Genomic DNA, 15,025 nt, shown 5'->3' with positions numbered 1-15,025 from the left:
GATAGGACTGTAGAGCATCTGTCGAGACGCCATACCCTGGGCTCGAGCTGCCGAGTGGCTTGGGGTTGGCGTACGTCGTGGAGGGAGGACCGACGCGCCCGATGGGCGGACCGAATGTCTGCCGTGCTCACCACTATTCGTCGACGTCACGTTCACCGCTCGCTACCGACGCCGCACCCACGGGGAGGAATGCTCTGGGCCCGCCGGGGTTGGTGGTCATGGATACTCCTTCGCGGATTGGCGATGATTAGCTGCGCGCACAGCGGCGCGGGAGATCGGGGGTCCACCGCTCCCGTCCCGTTACGCACACGCATTCGAATGCCGCGCGGTCCGCCCCGCCTGCGTTCACAGGAGTGGGGTACTCGACCCAATATAGCGGGTTGCCGCAAAGAGGGCCAGGCCTTTGTCCACGGATCTTTGCGGCACCGACATCGGGGTCAGCCGTGATGCCATTCGCCCAGTTGGAATTGATGATCGCAGAGGGGATCGAGTGGTGTCCGGTCAATTGACAGCTGTCAATGTGCTGAGAGTTCGAGAACCATTCACTGTTTTAGTGCAAACTGGGTTATATGGCCCATAAAGCAATGCCGACGACGTCCCGCCGCCGACCCTCTCGGCCGCCGATCGGGCGAGCGGGGGTTACGGGCCGGCATCCCGGATGCCGCAGCATTTCAGTGCAGGCGTGACGATGGACCTTCGTGAGTTGAGAACCTTCGTCGCAGTGGTGGAGGAGGGTCGGTTCGCCGGAGCGGCAAACCGGTTGAACTTGAGCCAGCCCGCCATCTCGCACACCATCCGGGGACTGGAGAAGCAGTGTGGTGTGCTGCTCCTCGAGCGGACGAGTTCCGGTGTGGTGACTACGTCGGCCGGCAAGGTGCTGGTCACCGAAGCTCGAGCGGTCCTTGCTCGTTATGAGCAGGCCGTCGCCGCGATCTCACGGGGCACCAGTGAGGAGACGTTGCTCCGGATCGGCATTCCCTTCGGCCTGCCTCCAGGTCTGCTGAGCGGCGCGCTGGCAACGCTGGGGCCGACTCATCCAGCGATGACCGTGGTGGTACGCCAACGGTGCACCACCGGCCAAATCGCCGCCCTCGGTGCGGGAGAGCTTGACCTGGGACTCCTTCGGCATCGGCCGGCAAACCTCAACTTCGATGCCCTTCTGGTCGCCGACGAGTCGCTGGGAGTGATCGTCAGCGAGACTCAGGCCGACAGGTTCGGTCCCTCCAGCGAGATTGGCCTCGAAATGCTGGCCGGCCTGGACCTGCAGTGGCACGGTTTCCCCAGAGAGAGCAGTCCAGTCTGGTACGACGAATTGACCGCGACGTTGCGAAGCTACGGGTTGCGCATCGAACGATCGGCCCGCCATACAGACGAGCTCGTTCCCGAGGTCACCTACGCGAGTGTGAGTTTGGGCCGATCGTTCGCCTTGGCCCCGCCAAGCTGCCAAGGCGCCCTTCCTCCACCCATCAAGTGGCGCCGACTGACTGGCGATCCTCTTCGGCGGCGCACGTGGGCGGCCTGGTCGGCTGCATCGCGCCGAAGAGATCTGGGCCATCTCGTGGCACTACTCGAAGACAGTGTGAATGCGCCATGTCCGACAGGTCATACCACGCCGCGTGTCCAACTGAACTAAGACGCCTCGCCCGAAGCGTTGGGCTCGTGACGTCGTCGTCGTGGACGGCCCGTCACATCCGAAAACGCAATGGACTCAACCCGAAACGGCCTCCAGCATCAGATACGGCCGGTGCAAGGGGCAGGTACGAGCCAGCCGCAGTCCGGACGCCGTCACCAACGACCCGAGATGGCGGCTCTCGCGCTCCTGGCCGGTGAAAGCCGTCAGCATTCCCATGTCCATCATGGCGGCTTCGAGGGAGCCCTCGTCGGCGGTCATCTCGACGATGAAGAGTCGGGATTCGGGCCGCATCGCTGCCCGGATGTTGGAGAGGATTCGTTTGCAAGACTCATCGTCCCAGTCGTGCAGGATGAACTTCAGCAGATAGATGTCAGCAGGGGGAACCTCCTCGAAGAAGTCACCCTGCATTCCCGTCATGCGGTCCGTTAGCCCCCGGCGGCGGGATTCGGACACTACGCCCGCCATGACCTGGGGCAGGTCCAGCACCACACCGTGCATCTGCTCGTGGGTTGCCAGGAGACTGGCGACAAATGCGCCGTCTGCGCCGCCGACGTCGACTGCGAGCCGGGCCTCGCCCACGTCGATCAGTGGAATCACCTCGGAGATCACCGGTGCCGAGATTTCCGTCATCGCAGCGCTGAAGACGCGCGCTTCCGCTTCGTTCCGCGCGAAGTACTCGAAGGGTGAACCCCCGAGCACTTCATCGCTGTGGTTGCGCCCGCGCAACACGGTCTCCGCCATTCGACGGCTCGGAAGCCAGAACACGTCGCTGCCTGCGATCTGGGCGTAGTGCTTCAGTGACAGTGCCGACTCGCCGCAGAGAACCTCGAGCATCGCGGTGCCGGCAAATCGGGATGTGTCGGCGTTGTAGACGACGAAACCCAGTGCGGCCGCGGCCCGTAGCAGGCGATAGGTCATTTCGGGATCGCTGGACAGCTTGTCGGCGATCTCCGAAGCGGTCAGCGGTCCAACCTGCAAGTGCTCGGCGACCGACAGCCGCGCCAACGTGCGAGTGACCTGGGTTTCCCACCCGGCCATGGTCAGCCGATAGACGGCATCGTGATGCTCGCGCGTCGGTGCCATCGATGCTCCCATCTCAATTCTCTCTGCCACCGGACGATTCGGCGAGTGCGCCCTGTTTCACCTGCCGCCGGTTTGATCACTGGACCGAATCCCATGCGAAGCCGCCCGCGGCTGGCTATTCCCGTCTCATCACCATTCGTGATTCGTCGCGGCGCCCATGTGGTAGTGAAAAGTCCTTGTTGCCAACGATATCGACAGTAATGCGACGCCTTAACTCATCCAATGGTGCTCCTGAACCGGCTCCTGGTCGACAACCGCTGCGAATGGGCTCGTTTCGGCCGCTTTATTGCCGCCGCCGTAAGCACCCGCGATGCGGACCAGGGGCGAAAGGTACGGCCATGCGAGATGCCGGCGGTGGTATCGTCCCGAAAAAACAAGGTGCGTGTACCAGTCGTCAGTTGTCGACGTGAGGGAGCGCGAGGGCGATCTCAGGCGCTTCAGGGCAGCTCGCTTCGGCCGGTAATGACGAATCCGGAGACGGACTGCGAATGGAGTCGTGGTGATGCCCGTGCTGCACCCCTTCGATGCGGCAATCGCACTGGAACCGGTGGGTGCCGGGCTCGTACGCGGGCGTACGCGACCCGACTGGGCCAACATGGTTGGCCCCTTCGGAGGGATCACCGCGGCGACGATGTTGCGTGCCCTCGATATGCAGCCGGACCGGCTCGGTGAGCCGGTGGCCTTGACCGTCAACTTCGCCGCACCCATCACCGACGGAGACTTCGACATCGTCGTCGAGTCGGCACGCACCAATCGTACGAATCAGCACTGGATCGCCCAGCTTCGTCAAGACGGTCAGACCAAGACCACCGCCACCGCGCTGTTCGGCCTCAGGCGCGATACCTGGGCCGACACCGAGGCGCACCCGCCGGTGGTGCCGACACCGGAACAGGCAGGCGCACAGGAGCCGTCGGACTTCTCTCCGTGGCTGCGCAACTATGACATGCGCACTGTGGTGGGCCCCGCCCCAACTCGCGTCGCACAGGTGTATTCCGAATCCACCACCACCCTCTGGGTGCGTGACAATCCGCCACGCCGTCTGGACCATCCGGCGGTGGCCGCACTATGCGACGTCTTCTATCCGCGGGTGTTCCTGCGCCGCGGCGAGTTCGTCCCCGCCGGCACGATTTCGCTGACCACTTACTTCCACGCCGATGGCGGCCAACTGGAGATGGTCGGTGATGACTTTCTGTTGGGCAGCGCAAGGGCCAACCGTTTCGGGGGCGGGTACTTCGATCAGAGCGCCGCGCTATGGAGTCGCGCCGGCACACTTCTGGCCATGTCCCATCAGATCGTCTACTTCAAGGGTTGAACGACAGGTCGCCTCTTGGCGTTTGCACGGGTCCTGGACAACCGTCATACCTCATTCGTACATTGAATCGCGGCGGGCTGGTCGCATTGTTTTGGGGTGAGGCACCCATTACGCTGTCGGGTGTCGCGCCAGTACTGAGTCGACGTGTCGGCCTCCTGTCGGCTGCATCGTCAGACAGAGGATGCGCCACCCGGACGGTCCCACGTCAGGGCCCCGGAGGGCAGGCGGTCCCGTAGCGAGTTCGAAGTCGCTCGGCGAGAAGGCCGTTCGCTACGCGTGGCGACCTTCGGAAGGGAACAACATCGATGGACGTCAATCGATCTCAATCGAGCACCAGTGTGGACATTCAAAGACCGCCCCGGCGTCACATTCCCGCGATGCGCGACCGGGTGTTGCCAGGCCCCAGCGCCGATGCATGGGAGTGGCTGTTCTCGGCGCGGTGTCGGGGTGAGGATGTCGATGTGTTCTTCGCTAGCGATGGCGAGCGTCCGCACGCGGCCGAACTTCGCCACCGACGAGCTGCTGTGCTCTGCGCCCAGTGTCCAGTCTTGGTGCAGTGCCGCGAGTATGCCCTGGCCTACCGAGAGCCGTGGGGAACCTGGGGTGGACTCAGTGAATCTGAGCGCCGCCTGATTCTCGATCGCCGCAGTCGATCTCAGTTCTGAGGCCAACCGGCGCCACGCTCCGCCACCGTATCTGTGAGCGTCACTGCCAGCATGCATCCGTAACAGGATCGTGACGTCACGATGGGTCTCGGTGTCTTGACCGAGGCAATTCGAACTGCCTACATTACTAATGGTAAAAGCATTATAAATCATTAGTATGGAGGTGGCTGGTTGACTGGGCATTGGTACGTTGAGTCCTTCTCGGTGATCAGGCGCGACCTGAGACAACCTGCATCACAGAATGTTTCGTCATCAAGTCTCGAAAGCTGCGTAGTGGGCCGGCAATGTCGAGATTGCGCCGGAGGTCCTGGTGTCTAGGCGGCGGCGTGCGGCGGGCGCGTGCGCATTGGTGCTCGTCTGTAGCGCAGGACCCTTGGTCGACGGGAGATACGTCGCCGCGGCGCAACCAGCCGACGCCACGGTCGATGCGGTGGCGGCACTGGCGCAGACCGAACAGCGGCTTCATGATGTCGGGGCTGAGATACAGCAACGTCAAGAGAACGTGAACAAGGCGATCGCCACGGTTGCCGCGGCTCGAGACGCAGCGGCTGAGGCCACCCGACGAGTGGCCGTCAGTCAGGGCACGTTGACCGCCGCAGACGCCGCCATTGATTCGGCTCAACGGCGGTTCGACCAGTTCGCGGTGTCCACCTATGTCGACGGACCGTCGTCGTCGTACCTGACTGCCGCCAACCCTCAGGACCTCATCGCCACCGCGTCTGAGGGTCAGGTGCTCTCAGAGGCTTTCGCGCAGACGGTGTCTGGATTGCAAGAGTCTCGGACCGACAAGGCCAATGAGGAGTCAGCCGCGAGGTTGGCACAGCAAGAGGCCGATGGCGCCGCCGCCGCAGCTCTAGAATCGCAGGCCCAAGCGGTGACCACGCTCACCGCGGCGCAGCAGGACTTCGGCACGCAACAGAGCGAGCTCGCGAGTCTGACTGCGAAGCGCGACGCGGCCCTGATGCGGGTCGGGACCGTCCGCGCAGTCCAGGCGGATTGGGACGGGACGCCTGGAGCGCGCCGATCGGCCGAAGGGGCTGGCGAGTGGGACAGCACCTTGCCAATGGTGCCCAGCGCCAACGTGGCGACCGATCCGCTGGCGGTCGTCAATTCGGTGCTGCAGATCGCCTCGACGTCGGCTAAGACCACCGCCAACCTGGGCCGTTCGTTCCTGTCGAGAATTGGCATCAACCTCGGTGGCGTCTCCGGTGCCGGCGGAACGGGCATCACCAATGGCGCCATCCCGCGGGTCTACGGTCGTCAAGCCTCCGAGTACGTGATCCGTCGGGCAATGTCTCAAATGGGAGTGCCCTATTCGTGGGGCGGCGGAAATGCTTCTGGGCCATCCCGCGGGATCGATTCAGGCGCCGGCACTGTAGGTTTCGATTGCTCTGGCATCGTGTTGTACGCGTTCGCCGGTGTTGGCATCAAGCTGCCTCACTACTCCGGAAGTCAGTACAACGCCGGACGAAAGATTCCCTCATCGCAGATGCGCCGCGGCGACGTGATCTTCTACGGCCCCAACGCCAGCCAGCACGAAGCCCTCTACCTAGGGCAAGGAATGATGCTCGAAGCGCCCTTCACTGGTTCTGATGTGCACATCTCGCCAGTCCGCACCTCCGGCATGACGCCGTACGTCACCCGCTTCATCGAGTACTGACCGGGCGTGTCGGCGACGGCATCCGATTGTGCCAACCCGTCGGGTCTCCAGGATGTGGCACGCACCCGGGTCGCCCTACACTGGGCTGTGCCACCCATTTTGTGATAGCTTGATCATGCGATGACTCGGCGAGTTGCGCGGACTGTGTGTCTCGGCGCGATGGGCTGAAAACGCCTACAGGACAAGAATTGTCCAGCCGTCTGGCACCAGTACGACAAGCGGAACAACGGCTGAATCAAGAGGGAATGACCATGGCAGGCAACTGGCGCGAGGCCCGTGCCGACTCCGCAGGCAGGGAGATGTGCGAGGCCTATCGCTTGGCGGAGATTCGCAAAGCGCGTGGCCGTGCTCGCCAGTCCGACGTCGCCGCCATCATGGGAGTGTCCCAGGCGCGCATCTCCAAGGTGGAGAGCGGTGACCCTTTGCACACCGAGCTCGCCACCCTGCAGTCTTACGTCGCCGCGCTGGGCGGGAGACTGCGGATCGTCGCCGACTTCGGCGACAAGGTTGTTGAATTGCTGCGTAGCGCGCCCAGTCCCAGCACAGATGCGAACGCAGGGGCCTGAAGAGTGTTGTATGTCGATGACCAGCAGCCGTGGACTCCGCCAGCGGCCAAAAGTCGCGTCGAGGCAATCTCGCTCGGATCGGACACGACAGTGCCGGGATCGGTTGTCATGTCTTGATGAAACGACTCGACGCCGCGTAAATCAAGCTTGCGATCACGGCCGACCCGATGGTGCTCAGGTCGACGCCACCCGCGATGTCCGCCAGGGCCCCGACGTAGAGCGTGGTATTTACGGCCAGCAGCCCGAACGCGCCACCCACCGTCCACGCCACGACCGCGCCGAGGTTCCAGCCGCCGGTGAACCAGTACTGACCCCCGCGTCTGCCGTTGGCGAAGGCCTGCAGGTCGACCGTGTCGTAGTTGCGGGTGCGCATCGCGCCGATGGCGAGGATCGCGATCCATGGTGTGATGACGGCGTTGAGTGCGATCGTCATCGCGGTGACGGATTCGACTGCGTCGAACACGAACACGCCGACATAGAGCAGGGCGATGGCCACCGCCGCGGTGATGACGGTCGTCTGCGTGCGTCTCAGTCGCGGCGTCAGGCCTTCCAGATCCAGGCCGCTGGCGTAGATGCACAGCACCCCCTGGCTCAGCCCGCCGAGGAGCGAGATGACGACGATCGGCAGGACGTACCAGGCGGGGGAGGCGTTCACCAGATCGTCGAGATACGAGTCCGTCGGATTCGAGAACGCCAGTGCGGTGAAGGCGCCGAACAGGCTGGGCAACATGACCCCGAGGAACATTCCGATGCCGAGTGCGACGCAGATCTGCCTGTCGCTGAATCGAATTGGCGACAGGCGCCGCGTGTAGTCACCAATCGTCGGACCGTAGGAGATCGGCGCCGCGGCGAATAGCACGGCCGACAGCATCCAGGTCTGCCAGAAACCGCCGAGGGCGTAGTCGCCGCCAGGCGTGCCCAGGTCGACGCTGCCCGAGAAGGCGAAGAAGCCCAGCACCATCAACGTGCCGACGACGGGTACCACGATCTTCTGCATCGCGACGATGGTCGCGTGACCGTAGAGTGCCACCGCCACCATGAGCGCCGCGACGACGGCATAGGCGATCGCGTGAGCTACGTGGGTGTCGGGCATCGCCAGCAGGCGATGGGCCGCCGCCACGAGGGCGTCGCCGCTCGTCCACACCGTCACCGCTGCGAAGCCGAGAGCGATGGCCAGCGCGAGTCCCGACCCGATGAAGCGGCCGCGAATGCCGAAGAACGCGCCGCTGGACACCGTCATGTTCGTGCCGGTGCGCGGTCCGATCGTCGCGGTCGGCATCACGGCGAGCGTGCCGACCGCGGTGCCGACGACCATCGATGCGACGGTCTGCCAAAACGACAGTCCGAAGAGGATCGCGAACGCGCCGAAGACGACGTTCGTCCAGGTGAGGTTTGCGCCGAGGAAGACCGCGCCGAGGTTGCGGGGCCGCGAGTCGCGCGCGTCCTCGGGCAGGTATTCGACGCCTGCGGTCTCGACGGCACCGAAGTGGTCCTCGGCCGGGTTCGCGGAACTCAGATCCTGATGTGACGCGATGGCGGTCATGGCTGCTCGATTCAGCTTGTTGATAGGTACATCAATAGTGTTGATGTAGTGTTCAATAAGAATCGGCATCCGTCAAGAGGGAGAACTGCGAAGTGGTCATGCAAGGCACCGAGGCACGCGACGCCAAGCGCAAACTGCCCGCTGAACGCCACGGCGAGTTACTGGCCAAGGCCGTCGAGATCAGTCAGGCCGAGGGGCTGTCCGCGGTGACGTTGCGACGTGTCGCTACCGACCTCGGCGTCACTCCCGGCCTGGTCAGTCACTACTTCTCCTCTGCGGAGCTGCTGATCGCCGCCGCCTTCCGCACGGCCGCCCTGGCGGACCTCGACGCGGCCCGGGCCCGCATCGACGCCGCGCCGACGCCGACCGCGGGAATCGACGCCCTGATGGACTACGCGCTCGGCGACGTCAGCGAGGACGCCAGCGCGCTGTGGCTCGACGCGTGGAGTCTCGGTCGGCGCAATCCGACGCTGGCGGCAGAGGCGAACGCGCTCACCGATGACTGGTTGGCGCTGATCGGCGACCTCGTGCAGGCGGGCCGCGAGACGGGCGAGTTCCACGTTCCCGACGCCGACGCGGCAGCGAGACGGCTACTGATCCTCATCGACGGACTTGGCGCACAGAAGGTGATCCGCAACGCCGCCGGCGACGAGATCGAGCACATCGCCCGTTCCTACGTGGCCTCCGAACTCACCTCACACACCGGTTGACGAACCGGGTCGGATCATCGGCTCAACGCGTCGGTTCACGCCGCGAACGTGACGTGGCTGCGAAAATCTGGCGGATTCTTCGCAGTGGCGTCACGTTCGGCGCGGACCGCGCCATTCAAAGATGCGTGTCTCGCCATTGTCGTAGATCTTCGCCCACGACTTCGATCGATCCAGATACACCAGCCCGTCCGGCATCACGAACCCGCCGACCACCGGCGTGCTCGTCAGCACGTAGCGGAGATTGAGTGCCTTGACCGCGAGGGCGACCCGTGGGTCGGTGTCGGCGTCGTCGGCGTAGGCCCAGATGATGAAGCGGTTGTGGCCGGGACCCTGCTGCACCGGGTAGTCGTAGTGCGTCCACAGTGGGTGTAGGTCGGCGATCGCGTACATCCACGCGGTGCCATCGGTATTGGCGTTGCCGATCAGGGTGCTGTGGGCGCCGGGGAGCGTTGCAAGATAGGCCATGGCGGCGGTGTCGCGGTGGTCGATCATCACCGAGTCGTACGTCTGGCCGAACAGCAGTCGATGACGCGGAAAGTAGTGCCAGGCGCAGCCGACGCTTACGGCCACGATCAGCGCGGCGGTCCCCGCCAGCCGTGCACGATCGGTGAGCGACCGGGAGGCGACGCGGTCGAGGACACGGCGCGCTGCCGACCCGGCGGTCGTCGCCAGCGTGAGCAGCGCGATACCGGCCATCGGGGCCAGCACCATCGTCACCACAGCCGACAGCCGTCGCGGGTCGCTGTAGAACAAGTCGCTGAACTTTCCGGTCACCAACCCGATCGGGCCGCCGAACGGAGCGGCCGAACGCACGATCGACACGACCAGCAGCAGCCACACCGCCAGCGGCCACCAGACCTTCTTCACCAACAGGATCACTGCGCCGACTCCTGCGAGTCCGATGACGATGTTCTGGATCGGGAAGTCGTTGAGGTGGCGGGTGTGCTGTAGCACGGCGTTGATCAGCGAGCGCTTCCTGCCCAGTCCGGTGCGGAACTGGTGACCGGAAATGACGTCGGCCTGATGGAGCAGGGCGATGAACTGCGGGACCAGGATGAGTCCGGCGGGCACGGTGGCGGCGAGCAGCGTCACGACGTCGGCGACCCGGCCCCGAACCGGATGCCAGCTCGCGTCGAACAGCCACCATGCGGCAAGGAACACCAGGGTGACGACTCCGCCACTGGTGTGGACCGAGAAGGTGCCCACCACAGCAAGAATCGCGAGCGGAACGCGATCGCGGTGCCCGAGGGTGGACGCGGTCAGGACCATGGCGGGCACCGCGATGCCGTAGCCGGCCAGGTTGGGTATCGCGGCGGTGTTGAAGGTCACGTACGGCACGGCCGTGAACGACGCCGACAGCGCCGCGGCTGCGGCGGCGCACCCGGCGGCACGCCACTGTGTGGTGCGAGACCGCATCAGGTGCCAGGCCAGGACGGCGGCACTGGCCGGGAACAGCCAGGTTGCCGCGGCGAGCGCGCTCACGGTGAACGCCGTGGCCGGAGCCGCGCCGGTCAGTTGACTGAGCACGGCAGCCAGCGCGTGAAACGCCGACGGGTAGTAGAGCAGGGCGTGGGTCTCGACGTTGCGGAGCTCGCCCATGTGGTTGGACGACGCCTGACCGGTGTCGAGGATGAAGCGAATTGTGTTGGCGTGCCACACCGAATCCCAGGTGCTGGGGATGGACTCCCAGTGCGGGATGCCGCACACGGCAGCGTATCCGATCAGGACGGCCCCAAGCAGCACCCCAGCGCCGACGACGAACGCCGGTCCAGAGGCGACGGCCAGCACCTCGGTGTCATGGTCTCGGTATCGAGCCAGCACGATCCGGCAGCCGACCGCGACACCCACGACGCCAGCGAGAGCCATCAGCGCCGTCCACGCATTCCACGGGATTCCGACCGCGCCGAACGGAATGATCGCCAGCCCGACTACGCCGTAGGTCAACGCGGGCCCCACCGCCACCGACACCGGGACCGGTAGTCGGGCAGCGCACCCGACGACAGTCCCAGGAGCAATGAGCAGGACCACTGCGAGCAGAACGGCGACAGTCAAACTCACAGGCGCTCAGCGACTTCGACGCGCGCGGCGGGCTCGTTGCGACGTCGCCTCGCTCCATCCCAGTTACCCATACTGACTGCAACTATTGCATACTGCGACTATGACCGTCGCTCGTGGATTCGGGATTTCGGACTCACCGGCGTTACCCGGGGGCGTTCGCCGACCACGGCACGCCCAGCTGTGCAGTGTGTTGCTGGCCCTGCTGCTATCGGTGACCGGATGCCAAGCCGCCGTGCCCGATCGACGCACAGAAGTGGACCGACTCGGCCACCAGCTCGGTGCCATGCGCGGTGTGCAGAGCATCCACGCCGACTACGTCAACGATCCGAACCGCGGCGCGGTGCTCTTCTCCATCCACGCCGATGTCGCCGACGATGCCAGCGCCGATCAAGCCGCTGCCGTCGTCACCCGGTATCTGCACGATCTGGGCACGGGAACGTACCGCGGATACGCCGCCGAACTCGACTTGCGCCGCGGCTGGAACGTATTCGCCGTCGACAGCGGAGACCAACCGCTGGCGAATCCGGACCAGATCATCGGCCAAGCCAGGGACTGGGTGAACCTGGGGCACGCCTTCGCCGCGGCCACCGTCTCTCTGCGCGCCACGATCGCCCACCCTTCAGGGACCCTGACCCGCCAGGAGGCCGGACGGTCCAATGTCGCCTCCGTGAAGCTCGCCGATACCGCCGACGCCACGACAGTCGCCGACGCCGTCAGCATCGTGGCCGCCCGTTTCGCCCATCTCGCGGGCATGGACTGGACGGTCAGTGCCGGCAAACAGCCCACCCAGATGGTGTTCTCCCGGCGAGTTCCGACACCCGCCGAGCTGGACGTGTGGCGGCAACTCAACGCCGATCAGCGCATCCCCCATGTCGACATGATGCGGATCAACGGGCCAGTCACGCCGCCAGTGTGGATCTCGGAGAAGACGACGGCAAGTCACGATGTCGCAGTAGCGCTGCAGCTGGCGGCACGCCATCTGCCGATCGCCGCAAAGCTGACCACCCCACTGCTCTACAGCGCCAGCGACCAGCTCTTCGGCCATATCGGCGGTTACGGAATGGCCAGGGGCCCTGTGGCAGTGACCATCGGCGGTTGCACACCACGCGACCCACGCGTCTACCAACCGACCCCCGCCGAACTGGTCCTCATCCGCAAGTACGCAACATGCAAGCGGTGACCAACGATGCACTCGCAGTGAGGCATACCGAGTTGGCTGGCACGACGCCCTCGTTGGAGTCGACGGTCAGGGTTTGTCGCTGGCTTGGCGGGACTCGGCGCGCTGCTGGCTGCTCTTGTCGGACAATCGTTGCTGCGCGCTGGTGAACGCCTTGGCGCCCTGAATGAGCGCGTCGCGGTCTTCGTTGCTCATCTGATCGGCGACGTCGCCGAACGCGCGGACGCGTAACGCGACCAGTTCGTCGAGAATGGCGCGGCCGGCGTCGGTGAGTTCGAGCAGGGTGGATCGCCGGTTGCTCGGTGCCGGGCGGCGGGTGATGAGGCCGGCCTCGGCGAGGCGGTCGCTGAGCCGGCTTGCGGTGGAGGGCACCAGGCCGATGTCGTCGCCGAGTTCGCCCACCACGCTGGGGCCGCGGCGGTCGAGTGATTGGAGGGCTCGCAGTGGTTCCAGACCGACGCTGCTTTGCATGTGCTCGAGGACGGAGACGTTCAACGCGAGCAGTCCTTGGGTGGCTCGTTCGAGCCTGACGGGGTATCCCTCGGCTTCAGCCGACCCGTTGGCGCTGCTGTGTTTCTTCGTTGATGCCATGTGCGGCCTCCGTCCGTTCCGGAGGGTACATCCACCCGGCACTATTTGCATTCCGCATTGTATGCGAAGTAGCCATTGTGCATTTTGCACCGATGAAGATAGCGTGGAAGGCGTTCACCGGCCGCCGACGACACGGTGGAAGGGGCTGACGGAATGAAGATCGCGATCAGCGGAGCCGGTGTGGCGGGCCCGTCGCTCGCGCACTGGCTACACCGAACCGGCCACGAGTCGACGCTGATCGAGCGGGCACCGAACTTTCGCACCGGCGGTTACGTCGTCGACTTCTGGGGGGTGGGCTACCAGGTCGCGCAACGCATGGGAATCGAGGCGGCCATCCGCGAGGCCGGCTACCAGGTGCAGTCGATCCGCTCGATCGGACCCGACGGCCGGGTCGGAGCCAGCCTTGGCGCCGACGCAATCGAGCACGCGGCCGACGGCAAGTTCACCAGCCTGCCGCGCGGCGACCTGGCCGCGGTCATCTACGCCACAATCGCCAACGACGTCGAAACCATCTTCGACGACGGCATTACCGCGATCAACGAACACCCCGACGGCGTGTCTGTGAGCTTTGCGCAGGCCAAGACTCGCGACTTCGACCTCGTCATCGGTGCCGACGGATTGCACTCCAATGTGCGCCGGCTGACGTTCGGGTCCGAATCAGACGTCGAACACTATTTGGGCTGCGTGGTCGCGGCGTGCGTCGTCGAGGGCTATCGGCCCCGCGATGAACTCGTCTACGTGACCCACAGTCAGCCGGGTCGATCCATCGGACGGTTCTCGCTGCGGGGGGACCGGGCGAACTCGCCTGCGCCCGTGGGGATTACCGACGAGCCTTCGAAGCTTACGAGGCGCGACTGCGCCCATTCGTCGAAGGCAAACAGGCCGCGGCGCAGAAGCTTCTCCCGGTCTTCGCGACACAGACGCGGCTGGGCATCCGATTTCGCAACCTGGTGATGAGGACGATGAACTTCCGTCCACTCGCCGACATGCTCCTTACTCGAAGCGTGCGCGACGACTTCGAGTTACCCAACTATCCGATGGTGAGTCCATGACCAGAGGCGTCGGCGAACATGCGCTGGATACGTGGCCTCCGAACTCATCTCACACGCCGGTTGACGAACCGGGCCGCACGATCATCAGGACGGTGACCGCCACCCACAGCAGGTTGAACACCCCGGTGGTCATCGCGAGCCGGCCGACGTCGTTGCCGGCGAGCGCGCCGCGCTGGGCGGGAAGGATCGCCACGATGAGCACGACGGCCGCCACCACGGTCAGCGCGATCGACACCAGCACCCACAGCTGCGTCAGCACGCCCATCGCCACCGCGGTCGCGATGCCGAGCAGGGGAACCGCCACTCCCACCGCCCCGTACGTCACGCAGATCCGGTGTAGCACCTGCCCGGCGCCGGGAGTGCCGGCGTAGCGCGGAAAGATGCTCGCCGCCACCGCGATTGGTCCGATGGCCAGCACGGCCAGAATCACGTGGGCGCTCAGCAGGATCGCAGACATCGGACTCGACGTTAGGGCAGCGGCCGTGCGGTCGCCGCCGTCGTGCGCGCCAAGAATCGACGGAATCTTGCCAGGGCGCACTACGTCGTGTCCGGGTCAGTACCCCGACCTATCACCTCGCGGACGAACCTGCTCTTGCCCGCGGTGTAGGCCTCTCGGTCATCGCGATGGCGCTCGGCGAGCTGGGCCTTGAGCCGGGCGTAGGCGCGAAGCAATTCGGGATCGGCGCGCAGCGCGTCCCGAAAGGCGAGTTGATCCTTCCAGCGATCACCGTCGGCTGCGAGGAGGTGCAGGTGGGCCGTGCGGTGACCGTTGGCGACCTTGACGAAGAATCGGCGGTAGGGCCGGTGATCCAGCACCGGAGGGACGTAGTGCCAGTCATGCTCGGCGAGGACGGCCGCCACATCGTCTGCGACATCGAGGGCCGCGACTGAAGCCTGGAGGTCGAGAATCGGCTTCGCGGCAAGGCCGGGGACCGCGGTCGAGCCGACGTGCTCGACGGCGCCAACCCGCAAGTG

General features: G+C 65.2%; 13 protein-coding genes and 1 pseudogene. 8 read left to right on the top strand and 6 right to left on the bottom strand.

Annotated elements, in window-relative coordinates:
• Positions 1-688 precede the first annotated feature (688 nt).
• The gene (locus tag ACRDUX_RS33765) at positions 689-1,633 is read left to right on the top strand and encodes a LysR family transcriptional regulator (RefSeq protein ID WP_526420731.1); all 945 of its coding nucleotides are present in this window, start codon (positions 689-691) and stop codon (positions 1,631-1,633) included.
• Positions 1,634-1,708: 75 nt separating this feature from the next.
• On the opposite strand, the gene ACRDUX_RS33760 is transcribed toward ACRDUX_RS33765, so the two are convergent.
• Entirely contained in the window at positions 1,709-2,716 is a 1,008-nt protein-coding gene (locus tag ACRDUX_RS33760; protein ID WP_526420703.1) for a methyltransferase, read from the bottom strand.
• Between the two features lie 502 nt (positions 2,717-3,218).
• Here ACRDUX_RS33760 and ACRDUX_RS33755 point away from each other — a divergent pair.
• The 4 genes from ACRDUX_RS33755 (at position 3,219) to relB (ending at position 6,919) form a co-directional block, all read left to right on the top strand.
• Entirely contained in the window at positions 3,219-4,028 is an 810-nt protein-coding gene (locus ACRDUX_RS33755) for an acyl-CoA thioesterase (protein WP_526420701.1), read from the top strand.
• A gap of 377 nt (positions 4,029-4,405) precedes the next feature.
• Positions 4,406-4,693 carry a WhiB family transcriptional regulator gene (locus ACRDUX_RS33750; RefSeq protein WP_526420699.1) on the top strand — a complete coding sequence of 96 codons (288 nt, stop codon included), beginning with the start codon at positions 4,406-4,408 and terminating at the stop codon, positions 4,691-4,693.
• Positions 4,694-5,066: 373 nt separating this feature from the next.
• Complete coding sequence (locus tag ACRDUX_RS33745; RefSeq protein ID WP_526420697.1) at positions 5,067-6,353, top strand: NlpC/P60 family protein; 1,287 nt, start codon at positions 5,067-5,069, stop codon at positions 6,351-6,353.
• A gap of 251 nt (positions 6,354-6,604) precedes the next feature.
• Positions 6,605-6,919 carry a type II toxin-antitoxin system RelB family anti-toxin gene (gene relB / locus ACRDUX_RS33740; RefSeq protein ID WP_526420695.1) on the top strand — a complete coding sequence of 105 codons (315 nt, stop codon included), beginning with the start codon at positions 6,605-6,607 and terminating at the stop codon, positions 6,917-6,919.
• A 106-nt stretch (positions 6,920-7,025) separates the two neighbouring features.
• Here relB and ACRDUX_RS33735 read toward each other — a convergent pair whose 3' ends face one another.
• Positions 7,026-8,462, bottom strand: coding sequence for a purine-cytosine permease family protein (locus tag ACRDUX_RS33735; RefSeq protein ID WP_526420693.1), 1,437 nt, complete (start codon positions 8,460-8,462; stop codon positions 7,026-7,028).
• Between the two features lie 98 nt (positions 8,463-8,560).
• On the opposite strand from ACRDUX_RS33735, the gene ACRDUX_RS33730 reads away from it, so the two are divergent.
• Positions 8,561-9,172, top strand: a complete 612-nt coding sequence (locus ACRDUX_RS33730) for a TetR/AcrR family transcriptional regulator (RefSeq protein WP_526420729.1) — start codon at positions 8,561-8,563, stop codon at positions 9,170-9,172.
• 90 nt (positions 9,173-9,262) lie between these two features.
• Here the strand turns inward: ACRDUX_RS33730 and ACRDUX_RS33725 are convergent, their stop codons facing one another.
• On the bottom strand, positions 9,263-11,230 hold the full coding sequence (locus tag ACRDUX_RS33725) for a DUF6541 family protein (protein ID WP_526420691.1): 1,968 nt from the start codon (positions 11,228-11,230) through the stop codon (positions 9,263-9,265).
• A 100-nt stretch (positions 11,231-11,330) separates the two neighbouring features.
• Between ACRDUX_RS33725 and ACRDUX_RS33720 the strand changes: the two genes are divergently transcribed.
• Complete coding sequence (locus ACRDUX_RS33720) at positions 11,331-12,410, top strand: hypothetical protein (RefSeq protein ID WP_526420689.1); 1,080 nt, start codon at positions 11,331-11,333, stop codon at positions 12,408-12,410.
• Between the two features lie 66 nt (positions 12,411-12,476).
• Here ACRDUX_RS33720 and ACRDUX_RS33715 read toward each other — a convergent pair whose 3' ends face one another.
• Positions 12,477-12,998, bottom strand: a complete 522-nt coding sequence (locus ACRDUX_RS33715) for a MarR family winged helix-turn-helix transcriptional regulator (RefSeq protein WP_526420687.1) — start codon at positions 12,996-12,998, stop codon at positions 12,477-12,479.
• A 153-nt stretch (positions 12,999-13,151) separates the two neighbouring features.
• Here ACRDUX_RS33715 and ACRDUX_RS33710 point away from each other — a divergent pair.
• A pseudogene (locus tag ACRDUX_RS33710) lies at positions 13,152-14,050 on the top strand (FAD-dependent oxidoreductase).
• 49 nt (positions 14,051-14,099) lie between these two features.
• Here ACRDUX_RS33710 and ACRDUX_RS33705 read toward each other — a convergent pair.
• Entirely contained in the window at positions 14,100-14,507 is a 408-nt protein-coding gene (locus tag ACRDUX_RS33705) for a hypothetical protein (RefSeq protein ID WP_526420685.1), read from the bottom strand.
• Positions 14,508-14,587: 80 nt separating this feature from the next.
• Positions 14,588-15,025 (bottom strand): GrpB family protein (locus tag ACRDUX_RS33700; protein WP_526420683.1); only part of this gene is annotated, 438 nt, incomplete at its 5' end.

The organism is Mycobacterium sp. (assembly GCF_050701675.1).
GTDB lineage: Bacteria > Actinomycetota > Actinomycetes > Mycobacteriales > Mycobacteriaceae > Mycobacterium.
The sequence above is the reverse complement of the archived record's forward strand: the minus strand, read 5'-3'. Positions and strand labels throughout refer to the sequence as shown.